The sequence below is a fragment of the Cohaesibacter gelatinilyticus genome (assembly GCF_900215605.1).
GTDB classification, from domain to species: Bacteria; Pseudomonadota; Alphaproteobacteria; order Rhizobiales; family Cohaesibacteraceae; genus Cohaesibacter; species Cohaesibacter gelatinilyticus.
On record NZ_OBEL01000004.1, the window covers coordinates 162,477 to 185,792 of the forward strand.

The following is a 23,316-nucleotide window of genomic DNA, read 5'->3' on the forward strand; positions in this document are numbered from 1 at the left end:
TGACCTCTATTGTTTGAAATAGTCAGGGCGTTCTGCTTCCAAAGGCTTGAGACGTTCGACCAATTGGCTGAGATGTTTTTTCATGGCTGTGCGTGCTGCCTCGGGATCGTGGTTGCGAATGGCATCAACAATGGTGGCATGCTCTTCATAGGAGCGACGGACATTCCCTGGTGTTGGTAGCAAGAGCTGACGGGCGCGATCCACCTGCAGCCATGCGACACTGGCAACGGATACCACGCGGCTATAACCGGTAAAACTCATGATCAGTCGATGCATCTCGTCATCTTCCTGATAGAAGCCTGTATAATCCTTGTCTTCCAGCAGCATCTTTTGCAGGCGTAGATTGCGGGTTAGCTGGCTGAGTTGCTGCTCCGTGCAGTCGTGCGCTACCTTGGCCACAGCCGCCAGCTCCAAGGCTTCCCGCAAGAAAGCTCCTTCCTCGATTTCTTCCATCGAAAAGCGTGAGACCCGTGTGCCGGATTGGGGCACGATATCCACAAGTCCTTCGGATGCCAGTCTCGCCAATGCCTCGGAGGCCGGAGAACGGGAGACGCCAAGCTGCTCGCAAATCATCGCTTTTCGCAGAACGGCACCGGGTGGAAGGTCGAATTTCAAGATTGCTTCCTTGATAGATTCATAGACCCGGCTGGCCAATGAGCCCGGTAAATCACTGATATCGCGCAGTGTGAAGTCGATTTCTTTCTCGGTTTGATTCATAAAATCCCGCCTTTGCATACTAACATGTTAGTTGACATAGAATGCAAGTCAAGCTAAAACACTCATGACTTGAACAGCTCTTAGTCAATTTTTCGGACCAAAGGAACCTGCATGACGGACCAAAGATCAAAGACCCTCCGCCTGCAGGAAAGTGACAACGTCGTGATTGCGCTTGAAGACATGAAAGCCGGGGAACAACCAGAAGGTTTGCCTTGCGGTCTGAAGCAGGACGTTGCTCGTGGTCACAAGATTGCAGCTTGCTCTATTGCGAAGGGTGATGCGGTTCGTCGGTATGGTCAGATTATTGGTGTTGCCAAAGCAGATATTTCGATTGGTGAGCATGTTCATAGTCATAATCTTGGTATGGGCAACCATGTGCAGGATTATGGCTTCGCCAGCGAGTATGAGCCCCTTCCGGCCATTCATTCCGACCGTACATTCATGGGCTATCATCGTGAGGATGGCCGCGTCGGTACGCGCAACTATATCGGTATCCTGACATCGGTGAACTGCTCTGGTTCTGTCGCCCGGTTCATAACAGAGGCTGCCGAGAAATCCGGTTTGCTAGATGGCTTTGACAATGTTGATGGATTTGTGCCGATCGCTCATGGCACCGGTTGTGGCATGGCGGCGAGTGGTGAGGGGTATGAGACGTTGTTCCGTACGCTTTCTGGCTATGCTCAGCATCCCAATTTCGCCGCTATTCTGTTGGTTGGCCTTGGCTGTGAAGTGATGCAGATCTCCAATCTGGTGGGCGGTCGGCAGATCCGTGCTGATGGCAATGTGCGTTTCATGACCATCCAGCAGGCCGGTGGCACACGGGCTACCATTGAGGCAGGTTTGGCTGAACTAAATGAGTTGGCGGCTATCGCCAATAAATGTGAACGTAAGCCTGCGAGTGTTTCTCATCTGACTATCGGGATGCAATGTGGCGGCTCGGACGGTTATTCCGGCATCACCGCTAACCCTGCCCTTGGGATTGCTTCGGATCTTCTGGTCCGTCATGGCGGTACCACCATCCTATCCGAGACATCTGAGGTCTATGGAGCCGAGCATCTGCTGACCCGTCGTGCAGCGAGTGTGGAAGTTGGTGAAAAGCTGATTGATCGGATCCATTGGTGGGAAGACTATTGCGCACGCAATGGCGGCGAGATGGATAACAATCCATCGCCAGGAAACAAACGTGGCGGCTTGACCACCATACTGGAAAAATCTCTGGGTGCAGTAGCCAAAGCCGGTAGTGCGCCTTTGACGGAATTCTATAAATTTGCAGAGCCAATCGACACAAATGGATTGGTTTTCATGGACAGTCCTGGTTTTGATCCTTGCTCGGTGACGGGGCAAGTAGCGTCTGGAGCCAATCTGATCGTCTTTACCACTGGGCGCGGCTCAGTCTCTGGTTATAAGCCGACACCTTGCATCAAGCTGGCCACCAATAGCGAGATGTATGTCCGTCTCTCAGAGGATATGGACATCAATTGCGGCGATATCGTCAGCGATGGTGTGTCTCTGGAGGCGAAGGGCGAGGAAATTTTTGAAACATTCATTCGGGTCGCTTCTGGTGAGCAAACCAAAAGTGAAGAGCTTGGCTTTGGAGGAGCCGAGTTTGTGCCCTGGCAAATTGGAGCTGTGATGTAGAGCTGCGAGGCGGCTTACACAGAATTGGGAGATTGGGCAGCTGAGCTGCCCGACAAAAACGTCCGATGCAAATGCATTGGAACGGGAGGAAAGACAATGGATCTGAATGGCAAGACTATTCTGATCACTGCGGCCGGACAGGGCATGGGGCGTGCATCCGCACTTGCGTGTGCAGCGCGCGGGGCCAGCGTCATCGCTACTGACATCAATGATGAAGCGCTTGCGAGTCTGAAGGCTGAGAATGCCTCAATCGATGTGTGCCATCTCAATGTCTGCGATCCACAGGCCATTTTGGAATTGGCTGCAAATGTAGGGCCGGTTGATGGTCTCTTCAACTGCGCCGGTTTTGTTCATAATGGCACCCTCCTCGACATCAGTGACGACGACTGGGCTTTCAGTATGAACCTGAATGTAACGTCCATGGTCCGCATGGCCCGTGCTTTCCTACCAGGTATGATTGAACGGGCCAAGGAAACGGGCAGCAGCTCCATCTTGAATATGGCTTCCATGGCTTCGAGCATAAAAGGCTTTCCAATGCGCACCGCTTATGGTGCGACCAAGGCTGCTGTCATTGGCCTGACCAAAGGCATTGCGGCAGATTTTGTGAAAGATGGCATTCGCTGTAACGCACTATGTCCTGGGACGGTTGATACACCTTCCTTGCGCGGACGTATTGAAGCAGCACCTGATCCTGTGCAGGCGGAGAAAGACTTCATCGCTCGCCAGCCCATGGGGCGCTTGGCAACCGTCGATGATCTGACTCCGATGATCCTGTATTTGCTGTCTGATGACAGCCGGTTCGTGACAGGGCAGGCCTTGCTAGTCGATGGGGGAGTAACGATCTGATGACCGTTCTTGTCGACATGAAGGCCATCGAAAAGCGCTTTCCTGGTGTTCATGCACTAAAAAGCGTGCATTTCAATCTGCGAGCCGGCGAAGTGCATGCCCTGATGGGCGAGAATGGAGCTGGTAAGTCCACGCTCATGAAGATCCTCTCTGGCATCTACGGAAAAGATGGTGGTGAGATGCTGATCAACGGCAAGGTTGCCAATCCGGAAGGGCCGCGCGAAGCGCAAGATCTGGGAGTTGGCATCATTCATCAGGAACTGAGCCTGATGAATGATCTGACGGCTGCGCAGAATATCTTCATCGGACGTGAGCCGCGTCTTTCCTTCGGGCGACTGGATGAAAAGGCCTTGAATGCGCAGGCGCAGGAAATTTTCGATAGCATGAATCTTGGACTTGACCCCAAGGCGATTGTCGGAGATATGACCATTGCAAAACAGCAGATGGTCGAGATTGCCAAGGCGCTGTCTTATCGCAGTCAGATCCTGATCATGGATGAGCCAACCGCAGCCCTGAATGATGCGGAAATTGCCGAATTGTTTGTCATCATTCGCCGTCTGAAAACCGAAGGTGTCGGCATCATCTATATCAGCCATAAAATGGATGAGCTGAAACAGATCGCTGATCGTGTGACCGTGATGCGTGATGGTGAATATGTCGGCACAGTGGAGGCGGCAGACACCCCCATCAGTAAGATCATTGCCATGATGGTAGGACGCGAGCTGGAAAGCGAAGAGGTTGTCATTCCTGATCTCTCCAACGCCGAGACTGCTTTGGAGGTTCTGGGACTTAAGCGTGGCAAGGAAATTCGCGATGTCAGCTTCTCCGTCAAAAAAGGTGAGATCCTTGGTTTTGCTGGATTGATGGGTGCTGGACGCACCGAGGTTGCTCGCGCCATCTTTGGTGCAGATCCGCTGGATTCAGGTGAAATATCGGTTCATGGCAATGTCTGCAAAATCGGCTCTCCGTCTGATGCGGTTGCCCACGGCATTGGTTATCTGTCGGAAGACCGTAAGCATTTTGGTCTTGCTACGGGTATGGATGTCCGTGCCAATGTGGTGATGGCCTCGCTGTCTGAATTTACCGACAAGCTTGGGCGGCTTGACCAGGCTGCGATGAAAGAAGTGACGCAGGATTATATCCGCCAGCTCGATATCCGTACGCCGTCTGATATTCAGGAAGTGCGGCTTCTATCTGGTGGCAACCAGCAAAAAGTGGTTATCGCCAAATGGCTGTTACGCGATTGCGACATTCTCATTTTTGACGAACCAACCCGCGGCATTGATGTTGGAGCCAAATCCGAGATCTATAAGCTGCTGAATACCTTGGCTGAGCAGGGACGCGCCATCATCGTTATTTCTTCGGAACTACCCGAGGTGATGCGCCTGTCTCATCGAATTGCAGTGATGTGTGAAGGTCGCTTGACCGGCATTCTGTCTGGCGGCTCCAAAACAACTCAAGAAGATATCATGCACCTTGCCACCCAGCGCGAGGCAGCCATGCAACCAGTGGGAGAGGCCCCATGACTGCAGTTAATGCAACCAAACGACCAAGCATCTTCTCTCATCTGATTGATACTGGAGCGCATCAAAAGATGCTTGCCTTTGCCAGTCTGGTGCTTTTGCTGGTGGGTTTCTCCATTGCATCACCAAACTTCATGCAAATGTCCAATATGCTGGCGATTTTGCAGGCAACGTCCGTGAATGGTGTGTTGGCCGTTGCAGCAACATTGGTGATCATCACCGGCGGGATTGATCTATCGGTTGGAACGCTGATGACCTTTTGTGCTGTGATTGCCGGGGTTATCCTGACCAAAGCGGGTTTGCCGCTGCCTTTGGGACTGATTGGGGCTATCGGGGCTGGTGCTTTATGTGGCCTGACGTCTGGCACTTTGGTCGCCAAGGCCAAGATCCCACCTTTCATTGCGACTCTTGGCATGATGCTGGTGCTCAAAGGCCTGTCATTGGTTATATCCGGCACTCGCCCGATCTATTTCAACGACACGCCGGGCTTTGATCAGATCGCCCGTGGTTCGCTGATTGGTGAAATTTTCCCGGCCTTTCCAGTACCAAATGGCGTGTTGATCCTGTTTCTGATTGCTGGCGCTGCTGCTTATATTCTCAGCCGTACCGTTCTTGGACGCTATACTTTTGCTCTTGGTTCCAACGAGGAATCCGTACGCCTCTCTGGCGTCAATACCGAAGCCTGGAAAATGGGTATCTATGCTCTGGCCGGAGGTATCTGTGGCGTGGCAGGTATCCTGATTGCCTCTCGCTTGAATTCCGCTCAGCCAGCTCTTGGTCTTGGCTATGAGCTGGAAGCCATCGCTGCTGTCGTGATCGGTGGCACATCACTTGCCGGTGGTCGTGGCACCATCATGGGAACCTTGATTGGTGCACTGATCATGGCGGTGCTGACCAACGGTCTGCGCGTGCTGTCAGTTGCCCAGGAATGGCAGACAGTGGTGACCGGCGTCATCATAATTCTGGCTGTCTATGCCGACATGGTGCGTAAAGGAAAGACCTGATCCAACATCGAACTTGAAACAATACGAGAGCGGTTCACGTTCCAAGAAGATCATTCAATTCAATGAGAAACAATAAAACCAACCTATCCATTCTGGAGGAAACCCATGCTAAATAGACGTACACTGATCGGTGCCGTTGCAGCGACTGCCATTCTGGCAAGCAGCAGCTTCGCTTCAGCTGCTGACAAGATGTATATCCCGCTGATTTCAAAAGGCTTCCAGCATCAGTTCTGGCAAGCCGTGAAGGCAGGTGCTGACAAGGCTGCAGATGAGTTTGGTGTCGAGATCACTTTTGAAGGTCCTGATAACGAGACCATGGTGGATCGCCAGATCGATATGCTTGCAGCAGCTCTTGCGAAAAAGCCGACAGCTATCGGGTTTGCAGCTCTCGACAGTCAGGCAGCCATTCCACTTTTGCGTCAGGCGAAGGAAGCAGGCATCCCGGTGATTGCCTTTGATTCCGGCGTTGATAGCGATATCCCGCTTGCTACTGCGTCGACCGATAATGTTGCTGCTGCTGCACTGGCCGCTGACAAAATGGCTGAGCTGATTGGTGGTAAAGGTCAGGTTGCCGTTGTTGCCCATGATCAGACAAGTCGTACCGGGATCGACCGCCGTGATGGCTTCCTCAACCAGATCAAGGCCAAGCATCCGGGCATTGAAGTTGTGACCGTGCAATATGGTGGTGGTGACCATCTGAAGTCTACAGAATTGACCAAGGCGATCCTCACTGCCAATCCGGATCTTAAGGGTATTTTTGGTACCAATGAAGGTTCTGCTATCGGTGTTGCCAATGGCGTGCAGGAAATGGGTGCCAAGGGCATAACCATCATTGGCTATGATTCCGGTAAAGCTCAGAAAGAAGCCATTCGCTCCGGCCTGATGGCTGGTGCCATTACCCAGAACCCGGTCGGTATTGGCTATGAAACTGTCAAGGCTGCGATTGAAGCGTCCAAAGGCAAGAAGGTACCTTCTGCGATTGATACCGGTTTCTATTATTACGATGCCAAGAATATGGACAATCCAGAGATCTCTGCCGTTCTCTATGATTGATCCACAACAGCTGACCCGATATTGCTGATCGGGTCAGCTTTTTATCAGGACAAGATATTCATGAAACTTCTTCGCTATGGGCCAGCAGGCCAGGAAAAGCCCGGTCTTCTAGATGCTAACGGGCAGGTGCGTGATCTCTCCGAACATATTGCGGATCTGGCTGGCGATGCTCTTCTTCCCGGCTCGATTGAGAAACTAGGTTTGATCAATCCGGACAGTTTGCCACTGGTCGCGGGCGAAGCGCAGAAAGATCTGCGCCTTGGGCCTTGCGTTGGCAATGTCGGAAAATTTATTTGTATCGGCCTCAATTATGCGGACCATGCAGCTGAAGCAGGTATGGATATTCCGTCAGAGCCTGTGATCTTCAATAAATGGACATCTGCGATTGTTGGTCCTGATGATGATATTCAAGTGCCGCGAAATTCCAGAAAAACTGATTGGGAAGTTGAGCTTGGTGTGATTATTGGCCAGGGGGGCAGTTATATCGAAGAAGCGGACGCGCTGTCTCATATTGCTGGCTTCTGCGTCGTCAATGATGTGTCCGAGCGTGAGTTTCAGATCGAGCGAGCGGGTACTTGGGACAAGGGCAAGGGGTGCGATACCTTCGGTCCAATCGGTCCATGGCTTGTAACCCCTGATGAAGTGGGTGATTTTGATGATCTTAAGATGTGGCTTGATGTGGATGGTAAACGCTATCAGGATGGCTCGACGGCCACCATGGTTTACAAGATCCCGCATCTGATTGCCTATTGCAGCCAGTTCATGAGCTTGCAGCCGGGGGATGTGATCTCCACTGGTACGCCTCCAGGCGTAGGTATGGGCCAGAACCCGCAGGTCTATCTGCATGGTGGTGAAGTGGTGAAACTGGGCATCGAAGGTCTGGGAATCCAGACTCAAAATGTCCAAGGTGGCTAAGGCGCTCCGATCACTTTCAGATATCAGATGGCGAGCTTAATGCTCGCCGCTTTTTGTTTGAGGAGATCAGCTCAAACAATCATATTCATCAGAGCTGGTTCCTCTTTGAGGAAGTCGGTGATGATCTGCAAGCTGCGTTTCAAATCCTCATGATTGTGAGGTGCACCAAAGCCAAGCCGAACGGCTTCTGGTTGATGATTATCGGAAAAAGCGTCGCTTCCTACAACACTGACGCCAGCATTGCGCAATTGTTGGATAAAGGCACTCCGTGTCCACGGAACTGGCAATTTGAGCCAGGCATGAAATCCTTCACTATCGGTGGTAACGAGTTCCTTTGGCAAATAGTCCTTTGCGATCCGTTGACGGATCTCGCTTTCCTGCCTGATGGCATTCAGGACTGCGTCTGCTGTTCCATCTTCAATCCAGTTTGTTGCGATAGCTGTTGTCAATGGAGACGCCATACAAGCGGTTGCTCGCAATGTTCCTACAATACGATTGGCAATCCGAATGTCTGGTGCAACCAGATAGGCAATGCGCAGGGCTGGTGACAGACATTTTGATAGCGAGGAAACATGATATGTCAATTCTGGTGCAAGCTCAGCCAAGGGCTTTGGTGATTGCTTGGGAAGGGCGCCATAGGCGTCATCTTCTATGATGGGCACATGATAGCGTCTGGCGATGTTGGCAATAGCCTGCCGCCGCTCCAATGGAAGTGTGATGGTTGTTGGATTATGCAGAGTGGGTGTGAGATAAAGTGCGGCGGGTTTCCGTTTGACGCAAATTTCCTCAAAGGATGCCGGGAGTATGCCAGCTTCGTCCATGGCAATGGGAGCAAGGATGATGCCTAATTGGGTAGCCAGCGAACGAAAGCCGGGGTAAGTCAACTCTTCAGCGCAGATCACCTCACCGGGGGATGAAAGGAAATTGACGAGAGCAAGCAATGCGCTTTGTGCTCCCGGGCAAACGATCAGGCGATCACGGGTCAGGAGACTGATGCGGGAGGAGAGCCAATGGACACCTGCCTCTCGATCTGGTTCAGTACCGCCAGCGATCTGATATGTGAAGAGAAAGTTGTGGGGCTTGTCATTCTGAGCGGCAATCATGCCGTTCTTCATACGCCGCGCAAGAGTGGCATCATCAAAACAAGGTGGTTGATTCATGGCCATGTCGACGATGCCGGGTGTAACGGGTGCAGATGATTTGGCTTCTATTCCCCTGACATAAGTCCCTTGTCCTACTTTGCCTTCAACCAACCCGCGCTTGCTGGCTTCATTATAGGCGCGACTGATCGTCGTGAAATCCAGCGCCAAAAAACGTGCCAATGCGCGTTGAGGTGGCAGGCGAGTGCCTGACATCAGCGTACCTGCATGAATGTCTGCTTCCAATGCATTTGCAATGGCAAGATAGGCGGGTCCTTCCGCTTTGCGAATGACTGGTTTCCAGCTGATTTCAAACTCGTTGTCACTCATATCTGCCATCCTTGTCGATACTCTGCCTATAGGGAGCAGAGTTTAATCAATTTATTTTCGCATATATGAATTTTTATCGTGATCGGAAGAAGTTTTGAACCTCATCGGTCTCGCCATTTGTTTTGTTGGTGATGCGGAAGACAATATCTTCTGACGGTGCACGATTATTGTCTTTTGGTGCGAGGATTGAGAGGCGAAACTCCTTGGTAGTGTCGCGTTTGACCGGGATTGTGAAACTTAGGGGATCTGCACTTTTGAAACCGGTGGGTGTCAAGGTCAGGCCTTCGGGAGCCTTTATCAGTGCAATTTCGAAGGTGGCAGCTTCTGCCTTGTTGCCAAGACGCAAAGTGTAGTCATTTCGGATGGAGCCATCGGACAACATGACAAAGATCGGATTTCTGTCATGGGTAATACCTGCCTCAACGGTTGACCGGTTGAGGAGGGCATAGAGCATGATGAGGCTGATGCCGATGATCATGGCCACATAGATGAGGGTACGAGGACGAATGACCTTGTAGATACTTTCCTTGCCTTCAAGATGGCGCTGGATATTGATGTCGGTGTCATAGTCGATGAGACCACGTGGCTTGCCGATTTTTTCCATCACGGTATCGCAGGCATCAATGCAGAGACCACATTGGATGCAGCCCATTTGTGAGCCTTTGCGAATATCCACCCCAGTTGGGCAAACAGCAACGCATTGATTGCAATCGATGCAATCGCCTGCTGGCTCTCCCTGTTGCAAGCGGGTGCGCATTTTCTTCAGTGATCCACGTGGTTCGCCACGATCAACCCGATAGGCGACGTTGAGGGCCCATTCGTCAGTCAGGGCTGCCTGAATACGTGGCCAGGGGCACATATAGAGACAGACCTGTTCGCACATGTGACCGGCGAGAATGTAGGTGGTGGAGGTCAGAATGGCGATCCAGACATAGGCTACCATCGGCGCGTCACCGGTAAAGATACTCATGGTTAGGGTGGGCGCGTCAGCAAAATAAAGGATCCATGCTCCACCGGTCATGCAACCAATCACGATCCACAAGACATGTTTCAAGGTCTTTTGCGCAATGAGCTTTAAGGTGAGGGGCTGTTTGCTATTCTTCATTCGTACGCGGCGATCACCCTCTATCCATCTCTCGACAGCAAAAAACAGATCGGTCCAGACTGTTTGGGGGCACATGTAACCGCACCAGACACGACCTGCCAGCGCATTCATCAGGAATAGCGCCAGAGAGGCGATGATCAGAAGCCCTGTGAGATAGTAGAATTCAGTCGGCCAGATTTCGATGAAGAAGAAATAGAAACGACTGGAGGGGAAATCGATGAGAACGGCCTGATCGGGAACGCCTGGACCACGATCCCAACGAATGAAAGGTAGGCCATAGTAAAGCCCCAAGGCAAAAATCATGAAGGCCCATTTGATGGATCGAAATCGCCCTTTGACACTCTGCGGATAGATTTTGGGCGCCGCTTCATAGAGGATTTCTGAGCTGGTCTGGGCTCCATGGGTCTCGGCCGTCATCGCTGGTCTCCTGACATCGGGCTCTTGAACTGCATCATTCTCACATAACGAATGTATATACGAGTGATGCATACAATATGAATCAATATACGATCAATGATATATATTGTGCTAAAGTGACGCAGGATAATTGAGTGAAATTAGATTTCTATGATGGAAAATTTATAAATAACCATCAGAATTATAAGGGAAAATTTTGATTCTTCTCAGGTTATTTTGTTAATTTCATCAATATGCATTCAATGAAATATTGAATGCATATTGACTAAATCTAACGTGCATCATACTTCAGAGAAGCACCAGAATGTCTTCATGCAATTGTTTTGGAATGGTGACTGTACCAGCTTCCAGATTGCGGGCACGTGCTGCATAGCGTCGTTGCGATGGTAGACGTGCGCCCTGCTCCGAGATCGATGCGAAGAGGGCTTCGGCCAATCTGGTATTGGTGGCAGTATCCGTGCCACCCAAAAGCTTGGGGTCAAAAGCTATGATCACCTCTCCATGCAATGGTGTGCCGCCTTGGTTTCCATCCTTTTCAAGGGAGGCAAGGCTGGTGAGATCTCCAATCATTGGGCCAGCCATCAGCTCGATCATGGTGGAAAGGGCAGAGCCTTTGTAACCACCAAAGGTCAGCATTGCGCCTTTCAGGGCTTCATTGGGATCTATCGTCGGCTTGCCATGCTCGTCAATAGCGGCGCCTTCTGGAAGCGGATGTCCAGCTCGTTTTGCGAGCTCAATTTCGCCACGTGCAATGGCACTTGTGGCAAAGTCGAACGTATAGGGATTTTTCTCGCCACGCGGCCAGGAAAAGGCGAGTGGATTGGTGCCAAGGCTTCCCTTTGTCCCACCAGAAGGTGCGACCCAGGCATGGCTTGGAACCATAGCCATCGCGGCAAGACCTGCCTCGGACAGCTTCTCTACTTCCGGCCATAAGGCAGAGAAATGAAAACAATTGTTGATGGCCATCAGGCCGACGCCATTCTTTTTTGTTTTCTCAATCAGATGAGGAAGACCGGTCTCAAACGCCAAAAGAGAATATCCATTCTTTGCATCCACGCGGATTGAAGCAGGACTCGGTTCGCTTATTTCCACGCTCTCGTTCCCATCGACAAGGCCCGCTCGGACGGTATTGACACAAATCAGGAGACGATAGAGGCCGTGAGAGTGGCAGTCATCCAATTGACAGCGATAGATAACGTCCATGATCGATCTAGCGTGGGCTTCGTTGAAGCCATTAGCGCGCAAGACCTTAAGACCAAGCTCCTGTGCTTCTTCAAGGTCGAGGGCGATTTGATCGCTCATGGTCTCTCTCCAGTTTGCTGTCTCGGTAAATTGGTAAACAGCTAATCTATCTATTTGTATGTATTTTTGGATACAATATACTTTTCTTGCGCTTTTTCAAATCTCAAATCGCTTGGTAAACTTGCATTTCTTCTCCGCACACAATGTTAGCAATTGAGCGTCGGGCAAGATCCGATAAAGTGGACTTCCCGTTTGATGAGATCGGAAAGCAATAAGAAATGACAACTAAGATCGAAACAATGCGTCAGCAGGTACGTGAAATCTTTTTGGCTGGTGTTGCTGCTGCCGACCCGCGAAATTCGGTCCTTTCTCATTTGAACGATAGTCCGTTGAATTTGGCGGATAACGGCAAGCTTTTCATTGTAGCAATTGGTAAAGCAGCGCTTGGCATGGCGGAATCAGCTCTGGATCATTTTGAAAGCCATCCTGATGTGACGGCAATTGCTGTCACCAATTATGAAAATCACGAGGCCTTGCAGCAGAAACTCAAAAACGGCCGGTCAGGTTTTTCAGGGACTTGCTATGCGGCGGGACATCCTGTCCCCGATGCAAATGGATTGATTGCAGCAAAATCAGTGAAGGAGTTGGTGGAAAATGCTGATGAGAAGGATTTCGTATTGTTCCTGATCAGTGGTGGTGGTTCGGCTTTGTTGCCGCTGCCAGCCATTGGTCTCAGCCTTGAAGACAAGATGGACGTCAATACCCGACTGTTGGCATCGGGGGCTGATATCACCCAAATGAATTTGGTGCGGCAGACCCTTTCCGCAATCAAAGGTGGGCGTTTGGCAGCTTGCGCCAGGCCAGCGCGCATGCGCAGTCTCATTCTTTCTGATGTGATTGGTGATGATCTGAGAGTGATTGCCAGTGGCCCGACCATTGCACCGATCGGAAACAATCGACAGGCCCGACAAATTCTGGAAGATCTCGATCTGTTTGATCAATTGCCGATGCATGTCCAGGCGCATCTGCAACAAGATGATGATCACGATGGAGCGGCAATATCAGAAAACAAGAGTGAAGCAGTGCTCGTAGGCAGCAATGCCGGCTCTGTTGAAGCGATGATGAAACATTGTAAAGGCGTGGCCAAGAGGATCGAGATCCCCTTGGATGGGACGGTTGATGAGGCGGCACTCTTCATCATGCAACAGGTCGAGGATGCCAAACCCGGTGTCCCATTGCTTTTTGGCGGTGAAACCACCGTACATCTCAAGGGAGACGGGCTTGGCGGGCGCAATCAGGAACTTGCACTTCGTGTTGCGATGTTAATGGAACAGGCAGACTATCAGGGAGATTGGATTTTCCTGAGTGGTGGCACAGATGGTCGAGACGGACCAACTGATGCAGCAGGTGCGATTGTTGATGGCGGCACGCTTTCGCGTATTCGAGAGGCCGGAGGAAATCCGCAAGCCTTGCTTGACAACAATGATAGCTACCACGCACTTTCCATGGCCAATGATCTGTTGCTTACTGGTGCAACAGGAACCAATGTCGCTGATCTGCAGATTTTCCTGATCTCATGAATGAGAGATTGTCTCGTAATTGGAGACCTTGTTGTTTTTCTACTACTTTCTGGCACAGATCATTTTGAAGAAACCACTCTGAATGTATCGGCAGATATAGGGATTGGTATTTCATGATCGAGGGGTGAGAGCACTTCTGAACAGAAAATCCAGATATTTGGATGCATCTTCGAATCTGTCTTTGGCTTTTGGGCCAGTCAGTGTGCGTACCTGCACATCAAAGTCGGCATAATGCTGTGTTGTGGACCAGATTGAAAAGAGCAGATGATGAGGATCTACATCATTGATTTTGCCTGTTGCAACCCAATTGGCAATGACAGAGACCTTTTCATCAACCATCAGCTTCAAGGTGCCTGATATCAGAGTATCGATACGTGGGGCGCCTTGCAGGATTTCGTTTGCAAAAAGGCGGCTCTCACGCGGATAATCGCGTGCCATCTCAAGCTTGCGTTGAACATAGGCACAGATTTCTTCTACAGGCTCACCCTCTTCATTGAGCTGGTTCAGAGGATCCAGCCAGATATAGAGAAGACGCTTGATCAACTCTGCATGGACAGCTTCTTTATTGTCGAAATAATAGAGAAGGTTTGGTTTGGAGATCCCGGCTTTTTCCGCCACCTGATCAATTGTTGCTCCACGAAAACCATAGGCAGAGAAAATATCCAGCGCAGCAGAAAGAATCTGCTCTGTTTTTTCCTTCTGGATACGCGTTTTGCCTTTGGAATTTGAGGCTCTTGCCATTGTGTGAAGATCTCTCTTTTGAAATTTGCCCACGAGAAACTCGCAATGCATGTCTCTATTGCACTTTCCAGTCTTCAACCATAGGGAAAGCACGGAGCACACGCAATTATACGAAATTTTCTATCTGCTGGTTTTCTTCAATAGTTAAGTCCATTGCGAAATCGGTGTTGCCAATAGCAGATAAAGCACAGAATTCAAAGTATCCAAATCACAGAAAAGTTGAATATGGCAGTTTGCTCCCTGGATTGTGATAAGGCCGGGTGTTGAGAGACCCGGCCTTGATCATGAGTGAAATTCGGTAAAGAGGAAATCATGCAAAAGCGGGAATGATTTTCTCACCGTAATCGGCGATGATTTTCTCTTCGTTTCCACTATCCAGATAGATATTGAACTGGGTTACACCCGCTTTTTCCAACTCGTTTAGTTTGGAAATATGCTCATCTGTTTCACCCAATACGCAGAAGCTGTCGATGACATCATCAGTGATGAAGTCGAGATATGGGTTTGAACTCTGACCGTGCTTGGAATAGTCGTAGCCCTTGCGATCCTTGATATAGGACGTCAGGGAAGATGGAATATCTTCACGTTCGGTGCCATATTTTTCGACAATATCCGCGACATGATTGCCGACCATGGCAGGGAACCATTTGGTCGCCGCGCGGCCTTCCTCACGGGAACCAGTCCAGGCTGGTGCTGCCGCCTGAATACGGAAATTGGACATATCGCGTCCTTCGGCTTCACCTGCTGCCTTTGCCTGGTTACCCAGCCATTTACAAATTGCTGGCTCAGCAATCTGCAGGATCAAACCATCGCCTACACGACCAGCAGAAGAAAGAGCTTTCGGACCATAGGCTGCCACCCAGACAGGGAGCTCATATCCGTCGGCCCAAGGGAATTTTACCGGCTCCGGGCATTCGCCATATTGCGCTTCTTCGCCACGAATAAGAGCTTTTACCACATGGGTGAATTCTTCCAGACGTTTCAATGGCGCTGGCTTCTTCCCCATGACACGAACCGCACTATCACCACGACCAAGGCCAATATCAAAACGACCATTGGATTGTTTGGCGAGGGAGCCGAACAAGCTGGCTGCATGAGACCAGTCACGGGTGTTGGGGTTGGTTACACAAGGACCGAAGCGCATGGTCTTGGTGTGTTCCATGCACATGGCCATTGCCACATAGCTCTCGCGCCACAGAATGTGACTGTCATAAAACCAGCAATAGGCAAAGCCAGCATTCTCTGCCTGGCGAACCAATGCCCGGGCGCGATCTGGCTCAACGAAGCCTTTAAAACAAATTCCAAATTCCATGAGATCCTCCTGTCGGTATGTCTGTGCCCCCGTTCAGGGTGCGAATTGATGTAAGATGATTGTTTGAATGAGGGATCAATGATCCGGAGCCCAGATCTTGATGCCAGCATGTGTGAAGGGAACGGCCTTGGAGATATTCTGACGGATCAGAATGGGTGTTATGGCCTCGATGCAGCGTGCAGCTTGCGCATTGCCTGCGTTATAGGTCTGCACATCCAGCTTGGAGACAAGCGCCATGACCTTCTTGCGGGCTTCTAACGAGTTGCCACAAATCAGAATGTCGCAATTGATTGGCCAATCCAGATTGTTGAGGGTCGTGGCAGACACGTTATGCAGAGCGCCTATCACAGGGATATCGCTGCCAAGCAACGCTTGAGCTGCCTCAGTTGCAGATCCTTCCGGTGGCATCTCCACCAGTTTTGGATCGTTAGCTGCGAGAGGCACAACGATATCGACCAGAATTTTGCCGGCAAGGTGTGGCCTCAGGCTTTCCAATGTCACATTGTGAGCAGAGAAAGGGACCGCCAGAACCACCATTTCGTCGGCTGCCTGTGTTGCAGCGATATTATCGATGCCGATAATATCTGCTGATCCTTCTGGCAATTTCTTCATCAGAGAGGCCGCGATTTCCGCGCCGCGTATACCATCGCGTGAGCCAAGGGCGACGCGAACGCCTGCACGGGCAAAACGTAGGGCAAGGCCTTGTCCTTGCGGACCTGTGCCGCCAATGATTGCTATCGTCATTTGAACATATTCTCCTTATTGGGGCGCAACAGGTCTTGCGCTGCACTTTCAGTTTTCTGCCAATCCAGCCCACGGAACAGCACCACAGGTGTTTGGGCGGACTTGCGAATGACAAGTCCCGATGCTGCTGCCAGTTCATCGGCAAAAGCAGGCTCGGTTACACTGAGAAGACGACCATGGGCGTCGAGGTTGCCTTGCTCGCGAATGGTTGCGGGAAGGTCGGCCAAACCGACTGCGACATTCACTTGTCCGATGCGCCAAGGGCGGCCAAAGGTGTCGGTGATTGCAAATCCGATACGGGCGTTGAAGTGCCGGGAAAGGTAATCGCAGACTGCCTTTGCGCTGGCATCAGGATTGTGTGGCAGAAGGATGAGGCTTCCATCCTCACCGGTATTGGATTCATCAACTGCGGCATTGGCCGAAATGAAGCCAAGGCGGTGCTCGCAAATCATCGTGCCCTCATTTTGCTCAGGACGCTTGAAAGAGCGAATGACGCGCTTGCTTTGGGAGAGAATGACTTCGATCTTGCGAGGGTCCTTGTTCAGTTCCTCCGCGTAGCGCATGGCTTCCTGACCCGGTGTTACATCGGCCATATTGACGACGGCGCCTTCGGCCTTGGAGAAAATTTTGTGAGCTGAGGTGAGAATGTCACCGTCAGTCAAGGATAGCTGAGCATTCTCCAGACACTTTGCGATGATCACTCCAAGATCGTCGCCTTCCGAAATCTCAGGGATATTGGGGATAGGTGCAATCTGCAGTGAGAAGGGGGACGAAGACAGGTTGGTAAGGCTGTCCAATGGTCTTGAATGAGCAAGTGTCATGAGCGGGCCTCCTGAATGCGGAAAGAGCGCGTTTTCAACAGGTTGCGAATGGCAGAGGAAACAGGACGAGCCAAATCATTGGCGCTGTCGATATCGTGAGAAATACCTTCAAGTGGCAAGATTACAGCAAGAAGACCCACGTGCTCTGCCTCTTCCAGATGACGATGAAATGACTGTGCGCCATAGCAGAAGGGCAAGGCGTTCGGCGGGGTGATCATCAGTGCATTCGTACCTTGGTCTTGCGAGGGGCAAATGATGATGGAGCGATCAGTCCGTGCGCAACTTAGAAGACGAAGGTACTCTTTGCTGTCATGATCGGCGAGATCTGCGGGAAGAATGCAGACAGAGCGATAGTCATGGGCTGTTGCCCAGTCACATCCGGCGGCAACGGCTGCATTGAGGCCGCCTTCATCGCTCTGCTGCAAAGTTCCCACACCAAAATCGCTGGCCAAATTGGTGATAGGCTGAGAATTCGTGACGACGAGAATGCCGAAATCACATCCGGCTTGTTTCGAAAGACCGGTAAGAAAAGTCAAAGTCTGCCGATAAAGGGTCAATGCCAGACGTTGGCGTGTTCCATCTGTCAAGACATTGGAGAGGCGGCTTTTGGCACGTTTCGGATCCTTCATTGGTACGATGAAGAGTAGATCCTTAGGAGATTTTTCCTGATGTTTCATTGGGCGGCCTCCGATGAGACGAAACCATTGAATGACACATGATTGGCAAGGATCGACCGGGCCAGACGAACCTTGTCCGCCTGATCACGCATGGAAATATCATCAAGACCACAGGCAATCCCCATGTCTTCAATTTCAGCTGTCGCTTCACAATCCTGATCATCAATCACAATCTGGTCGATCAAATCGCGATAATGATTGGCAACCCCTATGGCGGATGCTTCCAGGCCCAGAGATGCCATGACCTTGTCGGCAGGGCCCTTGAATGGTTTTCCGGCAATCAAAGGGCTGACTGCAAGGATGGAAGCTTTGGAAGATTGGAGCGCATCTTTTAAGCCCGGAATGGACAGAATGGGCTCGATGCTGAGAATAGGATTGGACGGCGCAATGATGATCAGATCAGCTTGCTCAATTGCTGTCAGTGCTTGCGATGTAGGCTTGGCTTGTTCCGCGCCTTCAAAGCGAATGTCCAGCACATCTGGCGCGCATCTTTGGCGCACAAAATAGTCCTGAAACAGGATCCAGCCTTCATTTGTTTTCAGTCTGGTCTGAACAACATCGTCGGTTGGCAAGATCAAAGGGACTTTGACGCCCAGAGATTGAGCAATTTCGCTGGCAATTTCTGATCGGCTGTAACCCTGCCTTAGGCGGTTGGATCGATGGATATGAAGACCGAAGTCCTTGTCACCCAAAAACATCCAGGTGTCATTGCCAAGGATTTTGAGCATCTCAAGCGCTTTTGAGCCTTCATCTGCAAGGCCCCAGCCCTGATCACGATTGACCAATCCGGACAGGCTATAAGTCAGGGTGTCTATGTCAGGCGAGACCCACAGGCCGTGGAAGATTTCATCGTCGGCAATATTTCCGATGATTGAGAGACTGATCCCTTCCATTGCGGCCAGGCCTTCTGCCAGTTTTGCTCCACCCACGCCACCAGCAAGCAACAGGATATTGGGTTTGTTCACTTTAAACTGTGTCATTAGCTCGCTCCCCCATTTGCCGCATTTTTGCTTGCGCTTTGCCGCCCCCCAACCCAAAGCGATTGGCTTGGTTCGAGATGTCCTCTCTCACCAGCGCCAGCTTGCTCACGAACATCAGGGAACATGCGCAGGAAGCTGAGATTCTGATCGACACTGCGCTCAACCAATGGCGCTTGCTCTTCAGGGTCGCTGTTGGCGTAGCAAGCCTTGGTCTCATAGATGGTGTTGCGTTGATAGGGGACCCGTCCTGCCCCTCGAATGATCTGAACCATTTCATGGGGGGTAATTTCCTGGCCGAAGTCCGATCCGGCAGAACGGGAAATGCTTTCATTCATCAATGTGCCACCAAGGTCATTCACCCCGGCTTGCAACATCTGCCTTGCTCTATCTGGTCCCAGCTTTGTCCAGGAGACCTGAATATTGTCGATCCATCCGTGCAACATAAGACGAGCGACTGCATGCATCTTGTCGACCTCCATTGAAGTCGGACCTGGGCGCACCTTGTCAGGATTTTGCGTGTAAAGCGGACTGTCAGAATGAACGAAACTGAGGGGCACCAGCTCGGTAAAGCCACCGGTATCTTTTTGAATATCTCGCAACAGAGCGAGATGCGCTGCCCAATGCTCAGGTCCATCAATATGGCCATACATGATAGTGGCGGTGGTCGGCAGTCCGACTTCATGAGCGGCCCGAATGATCTCAACCCATTTTTCTGTGCTGAGTTTGTTTTTGGTGAGCTGTTGGCGGATCTCGGTGTCGAGAATTTCGGCAGCTGTGCCCGGCATGGAACCAAGGCCTGCTTCCATCAAATCAGAGATGAAGTCGTGGTAGGACATGCGGCTCTTGGCTGCGCCATACCAGATCTCATAGGGTGAGAAGGCATGAATATGCATGTCTGGTAGGGCTGCTTTTATAGCCTTGCAAAGATCCCGATAATAGGTGCCTTCCAGCTTGGGGTGAAGTCCACCCTGAATGCAAACTTCCGTTGCTCCGCGATCCCAGGCTTCCTGAGCCCGGGCGACTACCTGATCAAATGACAGGAATTCCGCGCCTTTGTCTTCAGAGCGTTTGGCGAATCCGCAGAATTTGCAGCCCATGTAACAGATGTTGGTGAAGTTGATGTTGCGATTGACCACAAAGCCAACGCGATCGCCATGGACCTGATGACACAGATGGCTGGCTGTCCGTTTCAACGCATCCAGATCAGCTCCTTCGCATTCAAACAGTGTAATGCCTTCAGCAATGCTGATTTCCTCGCGAGCCAGTGCTTTGGCCAAAATCAGCCGAATTTGTTCGCTCAATGCACTGATCTCAAGGTTCAGGTCTCTTAAGGAGCGCAATCCGGAGAAGGCAATCCGCTCTGCTGATGAGGAGAGTGAATTCGTAGGTGTCATACCAAATCTCCTGAAACTTGATGTTTGGCCAGCCCATCGGTACGAGCCATGGCACTGGCGCGAGCAACGAGGGCGGGATCCATAAAGACATCGTGATTGCGAAGGAAGCGCGGATAGATGGTCAGGCGCTCTTGCAGGGTCAGGCCTGCTTTGGATGTAGAGGCGGCAAGGGCATCAATCTCTGGCCAGCTATGCTGCGGATTGATGAAGTCGATGGTTACAGGGGAAATGCCGCCCCAATCATTGATACCGGCTGCCAGATAATCGGCGTGGCGCACATGCAGGTTTGGCGGAGCTTGCAGGCTGATTTCTGGAGACAGCATCAGGCGGGCAACGGCGAGTGTCCGCAACATGTCATCCAGACTTGGTTCTGGATGATTGGCCATTGCAATGTCTGGCTTTGTCTGGAAATTCTGAATGATCACTTCCTGAATGTGACCATGACGTCTATGTGCCTCATTGATGGCTGCGAGTGCTTCCACACGCTCTTCCCATGTTTCGCCAATACCAATCAGCAGACCTGTGGTGAAGGGAACCTGCTTCTGCCCGGTTCTCTCCAGAGTGCGCAGGCGTTGAACGGGAACCTTGTCCGGGCAGGCATAATGCGCTTGCCCTTTTTGGGTCAAGCGGCGGCTGATGGTCTCCAGCATCATACCCATGGAGGCGCTATATGGACGGAGCTGGTCGATCTCATCGTCAGACAATGTGCCAGCATTCACATGGGGTAGGAGAGAGGTCTCGTCGAGAACCAACTGACACATGTCTGCCAGATAGGCGACCATGCTGTCATAGCCCAGCTGGTTCAAAGCTGCGCGCGCTTTTTCATAGCGTAGCTCGGGCTTCTCACCCAGACTGAAGAGCAATTCCTTGCATCCCTGATCTTCACCGCGTCTTGCCGTGGCAAGAACTTGCTCAGGAGACATGATGTTGGCGTCCGGATGATCGGGATGTTTGACGAAGGTGCAATAGGAGCAGGTATCCCTGCACATGTTGGTGAGAGGTACGAATACTTTGCGGGAATATGTGACCACATTCCCCCAGTGCTTTTCCCGGACATCCGATGCTGCTTGCATCAGATCTGCGAGCTCAGTTTCGCTGATATTTCCGAGTGTTAGAGCAGTCTCAAGTGAAAGCATGTTTTTACCTCCCGATAAAATTTTTATCAAAAGGTAAAATTGAGGTCAATGGATCAAGTGTGAAGTGCAAAGTTCGATGAATCTGAAAATAGCACTCAGAAACAGGAAGGGGGAATTTGCTTGGATTGTTTTCATATTATTGATTTATATATATTTATTTCGAAAATTGAAGTGGACTCGCGCCTTGTTTTGGCATGTATATGCATGTTTGGCGACTTCAGCGTTTATCACAGGGCTTAAGAAAAATTTAGCATATAGATTTCATGGAGTTAATCGAACTTTGAAATTTATTTATTTTTTGACCATTTGATAAATTTATTTTTCTTATCTATCCTAGCCTCAATAATAATGAGCCATAGGAGCATATGTTCCTGGGCCAGCCATCAACAATACGGGCTCGCTCTGTTCGTTGAAGGAGGAACAAAATTGAAGATAGGAACACCTAGAGAGGTGTTTGGTGGGGAGGCTCGTGTTGGAATGACGCCTTCAGTTGCCAAGCATTTACAGAAGCTGGGCTATGAGTGTGCGATTGAGATTGGTGCGGGTCAGGCAGCGGGTTTTTCGGATGCGGACTATGAAGCGGCGGGCGTTGAGATCATTGCAACGGCAGCGGCTTTGTGGAAGGCTTCTGACATCATCGCCAAGGTCCGTCAGCCAAATGTGACCGAGACCAAACGCCTGAACAAGAACAAGACGCTGATCAGCTTCTTCAACCCGGCCGGGAATGAGGAAGGCATGGAGATTGCGAAGTCCAAGGGCGCCAATGTGATTGCGATGGAAATGGTCCCTCGTATCTCACGTGCCCAGAAGATGGATGCTCTGTCCTCCATGGCCAATATTGCCGGCTATCGTGCGGTGATTGAGGCTGGCAACAATTTCGGACGCTTCTTCACCGGTCAGATCACGGCAGCGGGCAAGGTTCCGCCAGCCAAGGTCCTGGTGATTGGAGCAGGCGTTGCAGGTCTGGCAGCGATTGGCACCTCTACCTCTCTTGGTGCCATCACTTATGCCTTTGACGTGCGCCCTGAAGTGGCCGAGCAGGTTGAATCCATGGGCGCGGAATTCGTCTATCTGGATTTTGAGGAAGAACAGCAGGATGGTGCTGCCACAGGCGGCTATGCAGCTGTCTCCTCTCCGGAGTTCCGCGAAGCCCAGCTGGCCAAGTTCCGTGAACTGGCACCAGAGATTGATATCGTCATCACCACCGCCCTGATCCCGAACCGTGAAGCACCGGAGCTGTGGACCGAGGATATGGTTGCCTCCATGAAGACCGGATCCGTGATCGTGGATCTGGCAGCGGAAAAGGGTGGCAATTGCAAGCTGACCGTGGCTGATGAGAAGATCGTGACCGAGAATGGTGTGACCATCATCGGCTATACCGATTTCCCATCCCGCATGGCCAATCAATCTTCCGAGCTTTATGCCTCCAATATCCGTCACATGCTGACCGATCTGACCCCTGAGAAGGATGGCCAGGTTGTCCATGATATGGAAGATGATGTGATCCGTGGTGCGACCGTCACCTATCAGGGTGAGATCACCTTCCCGCCTCCTCCTCCAAAGATTGCAGCCATTGCGGCTCAGCCGAAGAAGGAAGTGAAGGAGCTGACGCCGGAAGAGAAGAGAGCGGCCGAGGTTGCCGAGTTCAAGGCCCAGACCAGGAGCCAGGTGACCCTGCTTGGCGTTGGTACGGCTCTTATGTTGCTCGTCGGTGCTGTGGCGCCTGCCAGCTTCATGCAGCATTTCATTGTGTTTGTGCTGGCCTGTTTCGTGGGCTTCCAGGTCATCTGGAATGTCTCTCACAGCCTGCATACGCCTTTGATGGCGGTGACCAACGCCATTTCATCCATCATCATTCTGGGGGCCCTGATGCAGATCGGCTCCGGTTCCTGGCTGGTGATCATCCTGGCGGCCCTGTCCGTCTTCATGGCCGGCATCAACATCTTTGGTGGGTTCCTGGTCACCCGGCGCATGCTCGCCATGTTCCAGAAGTCATAAGGAG

The 23,316-nt window shown here is 51.3% G+C and carries 20 protein-coding genes; 8 read left to right on the forward strand and 12 right to left on the reverse strand.

Annotation, left to right across the window (positions count from 1 at the left end):
* Window positions 1-6: 6 nt before the first annotated feature.
* Window positions 7-717 carry a GntR family transcriptional regulator gene (locus CRO57_RS16725; RefSeq protein ID WP_097154629.1) on the reverse strand — a complete coding sequence of 237 codons (711 nt, stop codon included), beginning with the start codon at window positions 715-717 and terminating at the stop codon, window positions 7-9.
* 111 nt (window positions 718-828) lie between these two features.
* On the opposite strand from CRO57_RS16725, the gene CRO57_RS16730 reads away from it, so the two are divergent.
* The 6 genes from CRO57_RS16730 to CRO57_RS16755 all read left to right on the forward strand — a co-directional run bounded on the left by CRO57_RS16730 (window position 829) and on the right by CRO57_RS16755 (window position 7,696).
* The gene (locus tag CRO57_RS16730; RefSeq protein ID WP_097154630.1) at window positions 829-2,355 is read left to right on the forward strand and encodes a UxaA family hydrolase; all 1,527 of its coding nucleotides are present in this window, start codon (window positions 829-831) and stop codon (window positions 2,353-2,355) included.
* Between the two features lie 96 nt (window positions 2,356-2,451).
* A complete protein-coding gene (locus CRO57_RS16735) occupies window positions 2,452-3,201 on the forward strand; it encodes an SDR family oxidoreductase (RefSeq protein WP_097154631.1) in 750 nt (249 codons plus the stop codon).
* Window positions 3,201-4,727: a sugar ABC transporter ATP-binding protein gene (locus CRO57_RS16740; RefSeq protein WP_097154632.1), complete on the forward strand. Its 1,527-nt coding sequence runs from the start codon at window positions 3,201-3,203 to the stop codon at window positions 4,725-4,727. The genes CRO57_RS16735 and CRO57_RS16740 overlap by 1 nt, the downstream gene beginning before the upstream one ends.
* Window positions 4,724-5,728, forward strand: coding sequence for an ABC transporter permease (locus CRO57_RS16745; RefSeq protein ID WP_097154633.1), 1,005 nt, complete (start codon window positions 4,724-4,726; stop codon window positions 5,726-5,728). The genes CRO57_RS16740 and CRO57_RS16745 overlap by 4 nt, the downstream gene beginning before the upstream one ends.
* Window positions 5,729-5,833: 105 nt before the next feature.
* A complete protein-coding gene (locus tag CRO57_RS16750) occupies window positions 5,834-6,781 on the forward strand; it encodes an ABC transporter substrate-binding protein (protein ID WP_097154634.1) in 948 nt (315 codons plus the stop codon).
* Window positions 6,782-6,841: 60 nt separating this feature from the next.
* Window positions 6,842-7,696: a fumarylacetoacetate hydrolase family protein gene (locus CRO57_RS16755; RefSeq protein WP_097154635.1), complete on the forward strand. Its 855-nt coding sequence runs from the start codon at window positions 6,842-6,844 to the stop codon at window positions 7,694-7,696.
* Between the two features lie 71 nt (window positions 7,697-7,767).
* Here the strand turns inward: CRO57_RS16755 and CRO57_RS16760 are convergent, their stop codons facing one another.
* The 3 genes from CRO57_RS16760 to CRO57_RS16770 form a co-directional block, all read right to left on the reverse strand.
* The gene (locus tag CRO57_RS16760) at window positions 7,768-9,165 is read right to left on the reverse strand and encodes an aminotransferase-like domain-containing protein (RefSeq protein WP_097154836.1); all 1,398 of its coding nucleotides are present in this window, start codon (window positions 9,163-9,165) and stop codon (window positions 7,768-7,770) included.
* Between the two features lie 73 nt (window positions 9,166-9,238).
* Entirely contained in the window at window positions 9,239-10,687 is a 1,449-nt protein-coding gene (gene ccoG / locus CRO57_RS16765) for a cytochrome c oxidase accessory protein CcoG (protein ID WP_097154636.1), read from the reverse strand.
* Between the two features lie 288 nt (window positions 10,688-10,975).
* The gene (locus CRO57_RS16770) at window positions 10,976-11,989 is read right to left on the reverse strand and encodes an Ldh family oxidoreductase (protein WP_097154637.1); all 1,014 of its coding nucleotides are present in this window, start codon (window positions 11,987-11,989) and stop codon (window positions 10,976-10,978) included.
* Between the two features lie 218 nt (window positions 11,990-12,207).
* On the opposite strand from CRO57_RS16770, the gene CRO57_RS16775 reads away from it, so the two are divergent.
* Complete coding sequence (locus tag CRO57_RS16775) at window positions 12,208-13,509, forward strand: glycerate kinase type-2 family protein (RefSeq protein WP_097154638.1); 1,302 nt, start codon at window positions 12,208-12,210, stop codon at window positions 13,507-13,509.
* A 111-nt stretch (window positions 13,510-13,620) separates the two neighbouring features.
* Here CRO57_RS16775 and CRO57_RS16780 read toward each other — a convergent pair whose 3' ends face one another.
* From CRO57_RS16780 to cofG, 8 genes are all read right to left on the reverse strand, one after another.
* Window positions 13,621-14,250: a TetR family transcriptional regulator C-terminal domain-containing protein gene (locus CRO57_RS16780; protein WP_097154837.1), complete on the reverse strand. Its 630-nt coding sequence runs from the start codon at window positions 14,248-14,250 to the stop codon at window positions 13,621-13,623.
* 310 nt (window positions 14,251-14,560) lie between these two features.
* Window positions 14,561-15,562: a TIGR03842 family LLM class F420-dependent oxidoreductase gene (locus CRO57_RS16785; protein WP_097154639.1), complete on the reverse strand. Its 1,002-nt coding sequence runs from the start codon at window positions 15,560-15,562 to the stop codon at window positions 14,561-14,563.
* A 75-nt stretch (window positions 15,563-15,637) separates the two neighbouring features.
* Entirely contained in the window at window positions 15,638-16,306 is a 669-nt protein-coding gene (npdG, locus tag CRO57_RS16790; RefSeq protein WP_097154640.1) for an NADPH-dependent F420 reductase, read from the reverse strand.
* A complete protein-coding gene (gene cofE / locus CRO57_RS16795) occupies window positions 16,303-17,127 on the reverse strand; it encodes a coenzyme F420-0:L-glutamate ligase (protein ID WP_097154641.1) in 825 nt (274 codons plus the stop codon). The genes npdG and cofE overlap by 4 nt, the downstream gene beginning before the upstream one ends.
* The gene (gene cofC, locus CRO57_RS16800) at window positions 17,124-17,804 is read right to left on the reverse strand and encodes a 2-phospho-L-lactate guanylyltransferase (protein WP_097154642.1); all 681 of its coding nucleotides are present in this window, start codon (window positions 17,802-17,804) and stop codon (window positions 17,124-17,126) included. The genes cofE and cofC overlap by 4 nt, the downstream gene beginning before the upstream one ends.
* On the reverse strand, window positions 17,801-18,784 hold the full coding sequence (cofD, locus tag CRO57_RS16805; RefSeq protein WP_097154643.1) for a 2-phospho-L-lactate transferase: 984 nt from the start codon (window positions 18,782-18,784) through the stop codon (window positions 17,801-17,803). Before cofD ends, cofC begins: the two co-directional genes overlap by 4 nt.
* On the reverse strand, window positions 18,784-20,178 hold the full coding sequence (cofH, locus tag CRO57_RS16810; protein ID WP_097154644.1) for a 5-amino-6-(D-ribitylamino)uracil--L-tyrosine 4-hydroxyphenyl transferase CofH: 1,395 nt from the start codon (window positions 20,176-20,178) through the stop codon (window positions 18,784-18,786). The genes cofD and cofH overlap by 1 nt, the downstream gene beginning before the upstream one ends.
* Complete coding sequence (cofG, locus tag CRO57_RS16815) at window positions 20,175-21,314, reverse strand: 7,8-didemethyl-8-hydroxy-5-deazariboflavin synthase CofG (protein WP_097154645.1); 1,140 nt, start codon at window positions 21,312-21,314, stop codon at window positions 20,175-20,177. Before cofG ends, cofH begins: the two co-directional genes overlap by 4 nt.
* 426 nt (window positions 21,315-21,740) lie before the next feature.
* Between cofG and CRO57_RS16825 the strand changes: the two genes are divergently transcribed.
* Complete coding sequence (locus CRO57_RS16825; protein WP_097154647.1) at window positions 21,741-23,312, forward strand: Re/Si-specific NAD(P)(+) transhydrogenase subunit alpha; 1,572 nt, start codon at window positions 21,741-21,743, stop codon at window positions 23,310-23,312.
* The last annotated feature ends 4 nt before the right edge of the window (window positions 23,313-23,316 follow it).

Bases quoted from the DNA above. Each gene is read 5' to 3' on its own strand.
- CRO57_RS16725 (WP_097154629.1), bottom strand. From the start codon at position 717: ATGAATCAAACCGAGAAAGAAATCGACTTCACACTGCGCGATATCAGT.
- CRO57_RS16730 (WP_097154630.1), top strand. From the start codon at position 829: ATGACGGACCAAAGATCAAAGACCCTCCGCCTGCAGGAAAGTGACAAC.
- CRO57_RS16735 (WP_097154631.1), top strand. From the start codon at position 2,452: ATGGATCTGAATGGCAAGACTATTCTGATCACTGCGGCCGGACAGGGC.
- CRO57_RS16740 (WP_097154632.1), top strand. From the start codon at position 3,201: ATGACCGTTCTTGTCGACATGAAGGCCATCGAAAAGCGCTTTCCTGGT.
- CRO57_RS16745 (WP_097154633.1), top strand. From the start codon at position 4,724: ATGACTGCAGTTAATGCAACCAAACGACCAAGCATCTTCTCTCATCTG.
- CRO57_RS16750 (WP_097154634.1), top strand. From the start codon at position 5,834: ATGCTAAATAGACGTACACTGATCGGTGCCGTTGCAGCGACTGCCATT.
- CRO57_RS16755 (WP_097154635.1), top strand. From the start codon at position 6,842: ATGAAACTTCTTCGCTATGGGCCAGCAGGCCAGGAAAAGCCCGGTCTT.
- CRO57_RS16760 (WP_097154836.1), bottom strand. From the start codon at position 9,165: ATGAGTGACAACGAGTTTGAAATCAGCTGGAAACCAGTCATTCGCAAA.
- ccoG (WP_097154636.1), bottom strand. From the start codon at position 10,687: ATGACGGCCGAGACCCATGGAGCCCAGACCAGCTCAGAAATCCTCTAT.
- CRO57_RS16770 (WP_097154637.1), bottom strand. From the start codon at position 11,989: ATGAGCGATCAAATCGCCCTCGACCTTGAAGAAGCACAGGAGCTTGGT.
- CRO57_RS16775 (WP_097154638.1), top strand. From the start codon at position 12,208: ATGACAACTAAGATCGAAACAATGCGTCAGCAGGTACGTGAAATCTTT.
- CRO57_RS16780 (WP_097154837.1), bottom strand. From the start codon at position 14,250: ATGGCAAGAGCCTCAAATTCCAAAGGCAAAACGCGTATCCAGAAGGAA.
- CRO57_RS16785 (WP_097154639.1), bottom strand. From the start codon at position 15,562: ATGGAATTTGGAATTTGTTTTAAAGGCTTCGTTGAGCCAGATCGCGCC.
- npdG (WP_097154640.1), bottom strand. From the start codon at position 16,306: ATGACGATAGCAATCATTGGCGGCACAGGTCCGCAAGGACAAGGCCTT.
- cofE (WP_097154641.1), bottom strand. From the start codon at position 17,127: ATGACACTTGCTCATTCAAGACCATTGGACAGCCTTACCAACCTGTCT.
- cofC (WP_097154642.1), bottom strand. From the start codon at position 17,804: ATGAAACATCAGGAAAAATCTCCTAAGGATCTACTCTTCATCGTACCA.
- cofD (WP_097154643.1), bottom strand. From the start codon at position 18,784: ATGACACAGTTTAAAGTGAACAAACCCAATATCCTGTTGCTTGCTGGT.
- cofH (WP_097154644.1), bottom strand. From the start codon at position 20,178: ATGACACCTACGAATTCACTCTCCTCATCAGCAGAGCGGATTGCCTTC.
- cofG (WP_097154645.1), bottom strand. From the start codon at position 21,314: ATGCTTTCACTTGAGACTGCTCTAACACTCGGAAATATCAGCGAAACT.